The organism is Xanthocytophaga flava (assembly GCF_030068545.1).
In the GTDB taxonomy this organism is placed as follows: Bacteria; Bacteroidota; Bacteroidia; order Cytophagales; family 172606-1; genus Xanthocytophaga; species Xanthocytophaga flava.
This window is the reverse complement of sequence record NZ_JASJOR010000013.1, coordinates 1-12,516: the sequence shown is the minus strand read 5'-3', so window position 1 is coordinate 12,516 and position 12,516 is coordinate 1. Positions and strand designations below refer to the sequence as shown.

12 protein-coding genes are annotated in these 12,516 nt (G+C 38.7%); 3 read left to right on the top strand and 9 right to left on the bottom strand.

The genetic code is table 11. The features are described 5' to 3' along the window. Positions 1–27 precede the first annotated feature (27 nt). On the bottom strand, positions 28–669 hold the full coding sequence (locus QNI15_RS19130) for a YiiX family permuted papain-like enzyme (protein WP_313991145.1): 642 nt from the start codon (positions 667–669) through the stop codon (positions 28–30). A gap of 237 nt (positions 670–906) precedes the next feature. Here QNI15_RS19130 and rhaT point away from each other — a divergent pair, with 237 nt between their 5' ends. Both rhaT and QNI15_RS19120 read left to right on the top strand, forming a co-directional pair. Next, positions 907–1,941: an L-rhamnose/proton symporter RhaT gene (rhaT, locus tag QNI15_RS19125; protein ID WP_313991149.1), complete on the top strand. Its 1,035-nt coding sequence runs from the start codon at positions 907–909 to the stop codon at positions 1,939–1,941. A gap of 52 nt (positions 1,942–1,993) precedes the next feature. After that, positions 1,994–4,723, top strand: a complete 2,730-nt coding sequence (locus QNI15_RS19120) for a glycoside hydrolase family 78 protein (RefSeq protein WP_314033046.1) — start codon at positions 1,994–1,996, stop codon at positions 4,721–4,723. A gap of 65 nt (positions 4,724–4,788) precedes the next feature. On the opposite strand, the gene QNI15_RS19115 is transcribed toward QNI15_RS19120, so the two are convergent. From QNI15_RS19115 to QNI15_RS19085, 7 genes are all read right to left on the bottom strand, one after another. Continuing rightward, complete coding sequence (locus tag QNI15_RS19115) at positions 4,789–5,361, bottom strand: hypothetical protein (RefSeq protein ID WP_313979310.1); 573 nt, start codon at positions 5,359–5,361, stop codon at positions 4,789–4,791. A 622-nt stretch (positions 5,362–5,983) separates the two neighbouring features. Then, positions 5,984–7,327, bottom strand: a complete 1,344-nt coding sequence (gene accC, locus QNI15_RS19110; RefSeq protein ID WP_313979312.1) for an acetyl-CoA carboxylase biotin carboxylase subunit — start codon at positions 7,325–7,327, stop codon at positions 5,984–5,986. Between the two features lie 140 nt (positions 7,328–7,467). Further along, entirely contained in the window at positions 7,468–7,959 is a 492-nt protein-coding gene (gene accB, locus QNI15_RS19105; RefSeq protein ID WP_313991154.1) for an acetyl-CoA carboxylase biotin carboxyl carrier protein, read from the bottom strand. Between the two features lie 108 nt (positions 7,960–8,067). Continuing rightward, on the bottom strand, positions 8,068–9,078 hold the full coding sequence (locus QNI15_RS19100; protein ID WP_313979318.1) for a beta-ketoacyl-ACP synthase III: 1,011 nt from the start codon (positions 9,076–9,078) through the stop codon (positions 8,068–8,070). A 173-nt stretch (positions 9,079–9,251) separates the two neighbouring features. Further along, the gene (plsX, locus tag QNI15_RS19095) at positions 9,252–10,202 is read right to left on the bottom strand and encodes a phosphate acyltransferase PlsX (protein ID WP_313979320.1); all 951 of its coding nucleotides are present in this window, start codon (positions 10,200–10,202) and stop codon (positions 9,252–9,254) included. A 140-nt stretch (positions 10,203–10,342) separates the two neighbouring features. Continuing rightward, positions 10,343–10,537 (bottom strand): 50S ribosomal protein L32, encoded by a 195-nt coding sequence (rpmF, locus tag QNI15_RS19090; protein WP_313979323.1) that lies wholly within the window; start codon positions 10,535–10,537, stop codon positions 10,343–10,345. 92 nt (positions 10,538–10,629) lie between these two features. Beyond that, positions 10,630–11,277: a YceD family protein gene (locus tag QNI15_RS19085; protein ID WP_313991157.1), complete on the bottom strand. Its 648-nt coding sequence runs from the start codon at positions 11,275–11,277 to the stop codon at positions 10,630–10,632. A 165-nt stretch (positions 11,278–11,442) separates the two neighbouring features. Between QNI15_RS19085 and QNI15_RS19080 the strand changes: the two genes are divergently transcribed. Further along, a complete protein-coding gene (locus tag QNI15_RS19080; protein ID WP_313991160.1) occupies positions 11,443–12,315 on the top strand; it encodes an outer membrane beta-barrel protein in 873 nt (290 codons plus the stop codon). 16 nt (positions 12,316–12,331) lie between these two features. Here the strand turns inward: QNI15_RS19080 and QNI15_RS19075 are convergent. Continuing rightward, the coding region (locus QNI15_RS19075) for a hypothetical protein (protein ID WP_314033044.1) at positions 12,332–12,516 on the bottom strand (185 nt) is incomplete at its 5' end.

The window sequence follows — 12,516 nt, the reverse complement described above, 5'->3', positions numbered from 1 at the left end:
GAGAGTATCATTTTATAGATATGTTATCTACTCAACCTCTTGTATTGTAACCAACTGTGAACTGGAGAATATGGATTGTGGAGAAACTACAGTTTCAGCCAATGGTATTTTATGACCATAACGTGTTTTTAGCATTGTCTTTACTATATCATTTGTTAAGTCAAAATCTCTAAGCTTTTGGAGCCGGCCCAATTCAATTCCGGCACCACGTTTGTATATTTTCCAGATAAGTTCAGAGCAGTATATCTTGTCGTCGCTCCAGCCAAAGGCTAAATCATAGTCTTTGCCTTTGAATTGTTCACTAACCTGTTTCATCCTTTGTAATGTATTTTCGGTCAGAACAGAATCTACATTTCTCAAGCGTTTGACCACATAATGACTATCCTTACCACGCAAAATCCATTGAGTAAGAGGTGTAATCTTTACAGGTTGTATCGCTTCAAATACATAATAATTACCTCCCTCCTTATAGATAATGCCACAATGAGAATAGGTAGACTTTGTAGCTAACTGGATAGCCTTGCTTTGCTCTGAAAGTGAAGTCTGAAAAATTAAGTCACCTTCTCTGAGTTTTGCCAGCAATAACGGAGTGATTACCTCATGTGCTTTTGAAACACTACAAAGCATTATCAGACCATAAAGCCCAATTGAAGCTACTAATTTCCTCATTATAAATACGTCTGTTTTGTGCTATTCTCCTGAATTTGTAAGTGACATTAAAGTTAGTTCTAAATCCCAGAGATTAATACCTCCTGGATAAATGTTTGGATACTATACCTTTTATAAACAAGCAGGACACTACAGGATGAAAGTTCATGAACAGAAGAGTTTTTTAGTAATAAAGTGTAAGATTTTCTTTTAATTATACAAGCAGATTTCCTCCACTTACTAATCCAATTCGTATTCATGAGTTCCTTTTTTGGTGTTTTCTTTCACGCTTTAGGTGGCTTTGCCTCTGGCAGTTTTTATTTACCTTTTCGCAAAGTCAAACAATGGTCCTGGGAGAGTGCATGGATTGTTGGAGGTGTGGCATCCTGGATTATTGTTCCGTGGCTAATGGGAAGCTTAACAGTAAAAGAGTTAGTAGCCTCTATCACAACTACTGCGATAGATACCTTAGGATGGACGTATTTCTTTGGCGTATTGTGGGGTATTGGAGGGCTTACATTTGGATTAGCCATGCGGTATCTGGGTATTTCACTGGGGATGGCAATCGCTTTAGGGTATTGTTCGGCATTTGGTACATTAATTCCCCCTATCTGGGACGGCAAGTTTAATGAGCTTATCTCTACACGCACAGGAATATTTACGCTGGCAGGAGTTGCTGTTTGTTTACTAGGCATTGCAGTTTGTGGACGTGCAGGTATGATGAAAGAGAAAGAACTGAGTGGAGAACAAAAGAAAGCGACCATAGCTGAGTTTGATCTGAAAAAAGGAATTGTGGTAGCTACTATATCCGGTATTCTCAGTGCCTGTTTTGCCTTTGGTCTAGCTGCTGGTAAACCCATCGCCTTGAAAGCTGTCGAATTTGGAACAGATCCTTTATGGCAAAACAATGCAATCTATCCTGTATTACTCCTTGGAGGTTTTACAACCAACTTCATCTGGTGTATGATTCTCAATCAGCGTAATAAGTCCTTTGGTGATTATACCAACTCTCAGACTCCCCTTAGCCGTAATTATTTTTGGGCAATGCTTGCAGGCACAACCTGGTATTTCCAGTTTTTCTTCTACGGCATGGGAGATAACTACTTAAGTGGTGATTTACGGTTTGCAGGTTGGACTATGCATATGGCATTTATTATTACCTTTAGTACCTTATGGGGATTGTTGTTGAAAGAATGGGCAGGTGCAAGCTCCAAAACTTTCATAGTTGTTTACATAGGACTATTTCTGATTGTATTCTCAACTGTATTGATAGGATTAGGCAGCAGCCTGTAACAATAGTATATTTCTCCAGGAACTGATACCTCTTGATTAATTCACTTACCATATGAAACCATTTATTTACCTGTTTTTAGTCTTCATTGCTGGTGTATTATCAGCACAAACCCTTCAAGTAAAGGACTTGTCATGTGAACATAAAGTCAATCCAGTTGGAATAGATGTACGACAGCCTCGTTTGAGCTGGAAGCTGAATAGTGACACCCGAAATACTATCCAGGATTCCTATGAAATTCGAGTAGCAACGAAACAGGATTTTTCTGCCCAGAGTCTGGTTTGGAGTTCGGGTAAAGTAAAGTCGTCAGAATCGATACTACAAATTTATAAAGGAAAAGCGACAGAATCCGGGAAACGATATTATTGGCAGGTGCGTGTATGGGATACAAACAATAAAGAGTCGGCTTGGAGCGAAACAGCTTTTTGGGAAATGGGAATCCTATTGCCAACAGAATGGAAAGCCAAATGGATAGCACCTGGGATGCCTAGTGATACACTAAAAGCCAGTCCTGCTTCATTGGCTCGCAAAGAGTTTACGCTCAACAAACCTATCGCTTCTGCCAAGGTATATGTGACAGCCTATGGTATGTACGAACTTTATCTGAACGGACAGCGGGTTGGACAAGATTTACTTACTCCAGGCTGGACCAGTTATAACAGTCGGCTACAATATCAGGTATATGACGTGACAGAACAGGTGAGACAGGGAAAAAATGCAGTAGGTGCTATGATCGGAGATGGATGGTACAGAGGAACGATAGGTTTTGATAATAGCTGGAATTTTTATGGCAATCAACTGGCCTTGCTCTGTCAACTACAGATCCGTTATCAGGATGGATCTCAGGCCATTGTTGGAACAGATGAAACATGGAAGTCAACTCAGGATAGTCCTGTACGCAGTTCTGAGATTTACAATGGAGAGGTATATGATGCCCGTATGGAGAAGAAAGGCTGGGATGTTGTAGGGTTTAATGATAAAAGCTGGCATAAAGTACGCTTAGTTACCCATACCTTTTCCAATTTGATAGGTTCCGCTGGTGTTCCGGTCAGAAAAATACAGGAGATTAAGCCCACAAAGATATTTCGAACTCCCGAAGGAATACTTGTTGCCGATATGGGACAAAATATGGTAGGATGGATTAAATTAAAAGTAAGTGGCTCTGCTGGCACCAAAGTCGTATTACGTCATAGTGAGATTCTGGACAAGAAAGGAAACTTCTATACAGCTAATCTTCGTCAGGCTAAACAACGCATTGAATATATTCTCAAAGGAGAGGGTGAAGAAACCTTTGAACCTCACTTCACTTTTCAGGGATTTCGTTTTGTTGCTATTGAAGGATTTCCGGGCGAGATAAAGCCAGAGAACCTAACAGGCATTGTCATTCATTCAGACATGAAGCCTATCGGTACATTTGAGTGCTCAAATGCATTAGTCAACCAGTTACAACATAATATTCAATGGGGACAAAAAGGCAATTTTGTGGATGTACCTACAGACTGCCCTCAACGGGATGAACGTCTTGGATGGACAGGTGATGCACAGGTATTTTGTCGCACTGCTGGATTTAATATGGATGTAGCTGCTTTTTTCACCAAATGGATGCGTGATGTAGCAGCGGATCAGTATTCAGATGGAGGTGTTCCGTTTGTTATTCCGGATGTTTTAAAGAAGGTGATGAAAGGAACCTCTGCTGGTTGGGGTGACGTAGCCCTGATTACACCTTATACCTTATACCAAATTTATGGGGATAAACAGATGCTAGAAGTACAATATCCAAGTATGAAAGCCTATGTGGAATATATTCATTCCAAAGCTGGCAAATCAAATATCTGGAGAGGAGGAAGTGTGTTTGGTGACTGGCTTTTTTACAGACCAGGGATAAATAGTCATCCAGAACCAGACGGATATACAAATAATGACTACATAGCTACAGCTTTTTATGCCTATTCAACCCACTTGCTTAAAGAAACTGCACATATCCTGGGCAAACAGGAAGATGAGAGTCAGTATGCTAAATTGTTTGAACAGATTAGGGAGACATTTATCAAGGAATATGTAACACCTGCTGGACGCATTGCTTCCGACTCGCAAACCGCCTATGTATTAGCTTTAATGTTTAACTTACTACCTGCAGATCTGAAGCCAATGGCTACTCAGCATCTTGTAGATGATATCAAAAGTCGTAGAAATCATCTATCGACAGGATTTTTAGGTACACCCTATCTATGTCATGTGCTTTCAGACAATGGGCATACAGAGGTAGGTTACGATTTATTACTACAGGAGTCCTATCCGTCATGGCTCTATCCTGTTAAAATGGGAGCAACTACGATCTGGGAACGTTGGGATGGAATGAAACCCGATAGTACATTTCAGGATGAAGGAATGAACTCCTTTAACCATTATGCGTATGGTGCGATTGGCGATTGGATGTATCGGGTTGTGGCAGGTATTGAAGTTGGCAAGCCTGGGTATAAACATATTCTTATCCAGCCTCAACTACCATCCGATGATCGGCTTACCTATGCAAAGGCCAGCGTGAACAGCCCGTACGGAGAAATTATGTCAGGTTGGGAACAGAAAAACGGACAATTGAAAGTTACCATCACTATCCCTGCCAATACAACAGCAACTATTCGGTTGCCAAGAAGTAATGCTTCTGATATCAAAGAGAATGGGCAAGCTCTCACTGCTGCTAACAAGTCAGCAAAAATGGATAAAGATACAACAGTAATAGAAGTAGGATCAGGACAATATATATTTGACTATCCTTTGAAATAGAAAAGAGTATCATAAAAAAAAGCCCATATTCTGAATATGGGCTTTTTTTTGCGAGGTGTATATTCTTAGTTGTTAACCACAATTACTACAGGGCCTTTCTTTGCTTGTGTTACTACAGAAGGGGCCAACATGGCTGCATTCAAACTCTCTACCAACTCCTTCGCATGTTGATCTACTTGCTGTTTAATATCTTTCCAAACCATATTGTGCCACATCTTATCTCCCTCTACACGATATGGATATTTATCTGCAGTTGTAAGTGCGTTTAAAGAAACACGTGCCTGGTGAGTAAAATTGGTAATCTCATAACTATATTGTTTATCTCCTTCATGAATACGAAGTGCAACTACATAAAAGATAGTACCTTTTGAATATTCATTACCAGAGGCAACTTTACTGACATATTGAAATGCTCCAACTCCTCTGAAGATACCTTGTTCGTTACGCATCTTTGCCTCTTGTGCATCAACAGGATGTTTAGTATGATTATCAAACCAATTCCATGCATTGGTTACCGCTGCATCGGGTGTCAGACGTGCATTATAGGCAAGTGTATCAGTATATCTTACTTTAGGCAATTGAGCCCACACAGATACTACACAAAATAACATTACTACTGTTGATGTAAAGATCTTCATGCTGGATCAGATTTATATGCTTGACAATGTGGCTTATATAGAGGGTCTTACGTAGAAGCCTAGCTAAAGGTTTATGTATAAAAATACATTTTCTTACTCGTTAACACTGTATTTCTGCCTATGCTAAGTTCGCTAGAATCACTTGTATCTATAGTTGATTTACAAGTGATACACTACAAGTGCATGTATTTTCTGAAGTCTTATATTACAGAAGTAAAGTATAGTATATGCTATATTAGAAAAGTTATATTCTTAAGTATAAATTTCGTTTACTTGTATAGTAAAAAGTTCTTAAACTACTGAGTACACAATATCTGCTCTCATTTAAATGGAATACTTATATCTGAAAAAGTCATATAAAATGCAGCTAGGACACCATCTAATGTATTTTTTTTATGCCTTTGAAGGAAACTTAAATTATTCTTCTCGTTTATAGAGAGTCTTGTGTGGGTATGGGCTTGTCAGTAGAGGTATGAAGGAAGCAGACCAAGAAGTATCCTATTCTTTTATCTATAAATCTTACATAAGCTATTAGCGAAAAGTTTTTAACAGCGTTTACCTCTTACATAAAAAAGAGCCCTACTCTTTCGAATAGGGCTCTTTTATGAATTGCTTTTATCTACTACAGGCCTTTAAAGTCAAAGGTTTCCAGATAAGAAGTTGTGAACTTGCCAGTTCTAAATCCTTCATCATCCATCAGTCGGATGTGGAATGGAATAGTCGTTTTAATCCCTTCGATAACAAATTCCTGTAAAGCACGTTTCATTCGTACAATAGCTTCTTCACGAGTTTGTGCGCTTACAATCAATTTAGCAATCATTGAGTCGTAATTTGGAGGAATTGTATAACCTGCATAGACATGGCTGTCTACCCTTACTCCATGTCCTCCTGGCAGGTGCAGATTCAGGATCTTGCCTGGACTTGGACGGAAACCATTAGCAGGATCTTCTGCATTGATACGGCACTCAATGGCATGCAAGTTAGGCTCATAGTTATTACCAGAAATAGGTACACCTGCAGCCACCTTAATTTGCTCTTTAATCAAATCAAAATCTGTTACTTCTTCTGTAATAGGATGCTCTACCTGAATACGGGTATTCATTTCCATAAAGTAGAAATCACCATGTTTGTCTACCAGAAACTCTATAGTACCAGCACCTTCATAGTTAATGGCACTAGCACCTTTGATCGCTGCTTCGCCCATTTTACGGCGTAATTCAGGCGTAATAATTGGTGAGGGCGTTTCTTCCACCAATTTCTGATGACGACGCTGGATAGAACAATCTCTTTCTGACAGGTGACACACTTTACCATATTGATCTCCTACCACCTGGATTTCTATGTGGCGCGGTTCCTCAATATATTTCTCCATATAGAGACCATCATTTCCAAAAGAAGCTGCTGCTTCCATCTTTGCATCATTCCATGCTTTCTCAAAACCATCTTCATCACGAATGATACGCATACCTTTTCCACCACCACCAGCAGTTGCTTTGATAATAACGGGATATTTGATTGCCTTTGCCAGTTCTTTTCCTTCTTCAAGAGAACCAAGTAAACCATCGGAACCTGGGATAGTAGGTACTCCTGCAGCTTTCATAGTTGCTTTGGCAGATGATTTATCACCCATTGATTCAATCATCTCTGGTGATGGCCCTATGAATTTAATATTATATTCCTGACAAATACGGGAAAAATCTGCATTCTCAGATAAGAATCCGTATCCAGGATGAATCGCATCTGCGTTTGTAATCTCAGCAGCTGCAATAATATTAGGTATATTCAGGTAGGATTGTCGACTGGGAGGAGGACCAATACATACAGCTTCATCTGCAAAACGAACGTGAAGGCTATCTTTATCTGCTGTAGAGTAAACGGCAACTGTTTTGATCCCCATTTCGCGGCACGTACGAATAACACGTAATGCAATCTCACCGCGATTGGCAATTAATATTTTTTTAAACATATAACAATAGATGAGAAATGGGTAAGTATGTAAGCGTGTAATTGAGTGAATAAACCAGCTACCTAACAGATACTATGTTGAGTCTTTTACAAAGGCTTATTTATTCAGTTACTCAATTGCTCATTTACACATTCAGTGAATTAGTTTGGCTCTACAATAAATAGAGGCTGATCATATTCAACTGGTGTAGCATTTTCTACCAGCACTTTTACAATACGACCTGATACTTCACTTTCGATCTCATTGAACAGCTTCATTGCTTCAATAATGCAAACTACCTGACCTTTTTTCACTTCTGCCCCAACTTCTACAAAAGCAGGAGTTTCAGGATTAGAGGAACGATAGAATGTTCCAATCATAGGGGAACGAACTATAACAGTATTGCTTGATGCTGCCACAGGTTCTGCTGCAGGTGTAGATACCACAGGCTGAGTAGCCACAGTCTGAACAACAGGTGCAATAGGAGTGGCAACCGGAGCAAATATTTGTTGAGAGGTTGTTTCAACTGCCTTAGTTACAAGACTACTGCTACGTTTTACATTTAGTTTAAAGCTTTCTGTTTCAATATTTACCTCGTCAAGTCCGGATTTGGCAATAAAGTCAATAAGGTCTTGGATTTCTTTTGCTTTCATGTTTCTATTTTACGTTTGTCGTGTTATATCTGGTTAGTGTGCCAATTTGCACAGATAGTTATTTATCAGGAAATTATCCCTATAGAAAATTAAGCCTGACCAAATACATTAAGCGAATTTACTTCCGTCATACGCCCATTTCATATATGCGGCACCCCAGGTAAAACCACCTCCAAATGCTGCAAAAATAATATTGTCACCTTTTTTCAAAAGATGTTCATAATCCCATAACGCCAATGGTAAGGTAGCATCTGTTGTATTACCATATTTATGGATATTAATCATTACTTTATCTTCACCGATTCCCATACGTTGAGAAGTAGCACTGATAATACGTAAGTTTGCCTGATGTGGACATAACCAGGCAATGTCATCGGATGTCAGATGATTACGTTCCATTACTTCTGCTGCAACATCGGCCATATTTTTTACAGCAAACTTAAACACGGTAGCACCTTCCTGATGAATAAAGTGCTCCCGATTGGTTACTGTTTCAATGCTAGGTGGTCGACGACTTCCTCCTGACTTTTGTACAAGATATTCTACTCCAGATCCATCTGTTTTGAGTACAAAATCCTGTAAACCATAACTAGGATCTGTAGAAGGCTCTATTAGGACAGCACCAGCACCATCCCCAAAAATAATACAGGTAGTACGATCCTGATAATCAACAATAGATGACATCTTATCCGCTCCTACTACAATAATCTTCTTGTAACGTCCTGTTTCAATAAATTGAGAAGCTGTCACCATTGAGAACAAAAATCCTGAACAGGCAGCCTGTACATCATAACTAAATGCTTTTTTTGCCCCTACCATATCTGAGATAAGGTTAGCTGTAGCAGGAAAAACAAAGTCAGGGGTAGTTGTACAACAGATAATTAAATCAATATCCAGGGGATCTGTATTTGTTTTTTTGAGTAGTCCTTCTACGGCTTTAGCTCCCATATGTGAACTACCTTGATTTTCTCCTTTTAAAATTCTCCGTTCCTTGATCCCTGTGCGACTAGTGATCCATTCATCGTTAGTGTCTACCATCTTTTCCAGTTCTGCATTGGTCAACACATAGTCAGGTACGTACCCATGGATACCTGTAATTACAGCTTTAATGGCGGTCATTCGAATGAGTTAAAATTGAATAGAGAAAAGGATAAAAATTAGATGAGCCAGGTCACAAAGATGGACTTTGTGCCTTTATTACTCTTATTCTAACTTTTAACCTTTTAGTAAAATAGTATGTATATAAAAAAACTGGCTCAAAAATCTGGAGCGCACCAGTTTTTTGAGCCAGTTTAAACAGTTTTATTTTCCAAGGCTTGCTTAATCTTTGTAACAACTTTTGATTCCACCATTTTAACTGCAAGTGAAATCATATTTTTCACGGCAAGAGGAGATGAGATTCCGTGTCCAATAACAACATTTCCGTTTACTCCCAGAATCGGACTTCCTCCAATCGCTTCATAATTGAACTCACTTAAAAATGAGTCTTCAATTCCACGGCGATGGAATATATCATAAAATGATTCTGACATCTTGAGGATAATGTTTCCGGTAAAACCATCACATATCAGGACATCCGCTTTGTCTGTAAACAAATCCCGTCCTTCAATATTGCCAATAAAATTAATCTTCTTATTTACTTTAAGAAGTTGATGAGCTTGTTGTGAGATCAGGTTTCCTTTTTGCTCTTCCTCTCCTATATTTACCAATCCTACACGAGGGTTCGCAATGTTTAGTACACTTTTGGCATACACACTACCAAGTTCAGCAAATTGATCCAGAACTTCAGGCTTGCAATCTGCATTGGCTCCAACATCGAGAATAACCCCATGTCCTCCATCTTGTTTTGGATAAAAAGATGCTATAGTAGGACGTAGTATACCTTCGAGTGGCTTTACGCTAAACATAGATCCCACCATCATTGCCCCTGTATTACCCGCGCTACAAAATGCGTCTACCTTGCCTTCTTTCAAAAGATGAAAGCCAATGGCAATACTAGATCGTGTTTTCTGAGTAAGTGCTTTGGTCGGATGTTCGGCCATTGCAATTACCTCAGGCGCATGTATTACTTCAACAACAGAAGTAGAAAAGGCAGGCACATGTAAAAGAGCTTGAATTACATCTTCCTGACCTACCAGAATTAACTCAACATCGGCGGGCAAGGCTTCACCGGCTAATAATGTACCTTCGACAATAGCTTCGGGGGCAAAATCACCTCCCATTGCGTCTATCGCAATTTTCATGTAGGCGTTTAGTGGCTGGTGGAAAAATAAAACAGGCAAGTAGCAATAGGCAATCAGCAATAAAAGTTACTCAACTGCGTGTTGCCTATTGCTACTTGCCTATTGATTTTGCTTGCTCAACAATACAACAATTCTGTGTATTAAGCAATAGCTGTGTAGTTTTCGATAACTACTTTGCCATTATAATATAGATCTCCGTTTACAACGTATGCACGATGACGTATGTGAGGAGTTTCTGTCGATTGGCAGATAGAGATAGCTTTAGGTGTAGCTACGTCATGCGTACGACGTTTGTCCCGACGGGTTTTGGAAATCTTTCGTTTAGGATGTGCCATTTTCTATTTTAATTTATTGTTTTTTACAAAGGATTTGGTAATTGTTTATATAGAGTTTTCCTTCTTATATAAGAAGGAAAACCTGATTGTATTTAATTATTATTCAATTTTCGCAATGCTGCCCAACGCGGATCTATATTTTCTTCATCCTTTTCTTCTGAAGTTTCTTCCTCCTCTTTAGATCGATAAACTAACAAGCCTTCCTCGTTTTCTTCGTATTGCTGATCTGCAAATTTAGGATGGATCTTTTTCATTGGGATCGCCAAAACTATAAACTCATAAATATATTGAGCTACATTTATGGTTGCTGTATGACGATTAATAATTTCAATCTCATCTGTGAGTTCCTTATCATCCTCTCCAAACTTCAGAATATGCTTTTCCTCTATATCTAGAGGATAGTCAAACTGTTCTAATGAACGATCACACGTTAACTCAATACTACCTGTAATATGAAAGTTCAGCTGAATCATTGTCGCTGACTTATCTAGGTACAACTTCACTTTAAATACTCCACTCTCAACCAGGCTATTTTCAAATAGTTTGAAAAAGCTGTTGTTTCCCTCAAAATCGAATGTATAGGCCTTATCTTTAAGCCCTATAATGTCTATATCAAAGTCTTTCAGATCTTTCACAGGACACCCTCCAAAAATTAGAACCGCAAAGGTAAATATATATTTTTGATTTAGAAACATCTTTCTTGAAGATTTTATCACTTTTGTCGATTTCTGGTATTGCATTTAAAGTTGAAAAGGTTGGTAGAGATTATATAGGTTTAATGCTTTTCGGTTGAGCGTAAGGTTTATACTATTTCTTGCTGGTAATCACGCTATACATTGATGTATTTTTGTAGTAAAACACTTTACTATTGAATTGAATTTTACATCGTATAGCCAGCGTTTAGTATGAAAAAAGTACTTGTTTCTGCCAGCCTGATTATTTTAGGGTGGTTCTCCCAAACAAATGCCCAGACAAAATTACATCTGGGACTTACCAGTGCATATAATGGGACATTTGTATTGGACAAAGGATTATCTGAAGATCCTCGTTATAATGCAAAGCCTACCTACAATTTTGCGCCTATTGGATTTACTGCAGGAGTAGACTTTGGAAGAGGATTTGGCTTACAATTAGAGTCTATCTTCTCAAAACAAGGACAGGTTTTTGAAATTATAGACGTGGCAAAACAAGTGATAGGACAACGAAATGTAGATCTGAGTTACATTCATTTACCACTATTACTTCGTTCCTTTGGTACTGGGACTGCACGTACACGTTTCAACTTTATGTTTGGGCCTCAATTATCTTTACTTACGAATGGTAAAGAAGTCTATGATCAGTATAAGGCTGGAACATTGCAGTTGCCTCCTGGTGCAGATGCCCCAACTGATCCAAACACAGGTGAACCGGTGAAAGTAAATTCGGATGGAACATATCAATACCCTGCTACCAAGCAAACGATATTTAGTACAGAAGCTAAGGATGCAATAGAAAGATTTAAGAAAACAGATGTCCAGATTGCATTTGGGATAGGTGCTGATATTGATCTTGGAAATAATCTGTATCTATCTACACAAGTTCGGGCAAACTATGGCTTTGTCGATATGAGAAATGAAGATCTGGTAAATGAACTAAAGGATAAAACAGCTAAACAAGCTATTAATGATTTGTTTGGACGTAGAGCTAATTTACTTGTGGGTGTACAATTAGGATTGCATTGGATGTTTGGGGGAAATCGTTCTTCCGCAGGTGGAAATAGTGGTGTTCCAAGCCGTTAATATATTTTACTAAATTTTAGAATTTTACAGTCTCACTAAGTAGCTGATCGGAATTCACGTCAAAAGTTTTGTTGTGAACATGCAAGAAAAAAGTGAACAAAAATATAAGTTCAGGTCTAATTGCCAGAAACACCCAATAGCCCATTCTTTTTTTGGCAAGCCCCTCAGGCAGTGTGTAGGGACTTGCCAAAAAAAGAATAA

Coding starts and splice junctions, on each gene's coding strand:
- rpmF (WP_313979323.1), bottom strand. CDS start 10,537: ATGGCACATCCTAAACGAAAGATTTCCAAAACCCGTCGGGACAAACGT.
- QNI15_RS19085 (WP_313991157.1), bottom strand. CDS start 11,277: ATGCAATACCAGAAATCGACAAAAGTGATAAAATCTTCAAGAAAGATG.
- QNI15_RS19100 (WP_313979318.1), bottom strand. CDS start 9,078: ATGACCGCCATTAAAGCTGTAATTACAGGTATCCATGGGTACGTACCT.
- QNI15_RS19080 (WP_313991160.1), top strand. CDS start 11,443: ATGAAAAAAGTACTTGTTTCTGCCAGCCTGATTATTTTAGGGTGGTTC.
- QNI15_RS19130 (WP_313991145.1), bottom strand. CDS start 669: ATGAGGAAATTAGTAGCTTCAATTGGGCTTTATGGTCTGATAATGCTT.
- rhaT (WP_313991149.1), top strand. CDS start 907: ATGAGTTCCTTTTTTGGTGTTTTCTTTCACGCTTTAGGTGGCTTTGCC.
- plsX (WP_313979320.1), bottom strand. CDS start 10,202: ATGAAAATTGCGATAGACGCAATGGGAGGTGATTTTGCCCCCGAAGCT.
- QNI15_RS19120 (WP_314033046.1), top strand. CDS start 1,994: ATGAAACCATTTATTTACCTGTTTTTAGTCTTCATTGCTGGTGTATTA.
- accC (WP_313979312.1), bottom strand. CDS start 7,327: ATGTTTAAAAAAATATTAATTGCCAATCGCGGTGAGATTGCATTACGT.
- accB (WP_313991154.1), bottom strand. CDS start 7,959: ATGAAAGCAAAAGAAATCCAAGACCTTATTGACTTTATTGCCAAATCC.
- QNI15_RS19115 (WP_313979310.1), bottom strand. CDS start 5,361: ATGAAGATCTTTACATCAACAGTAGTAATGTTATTTTGTGTAGTATCT.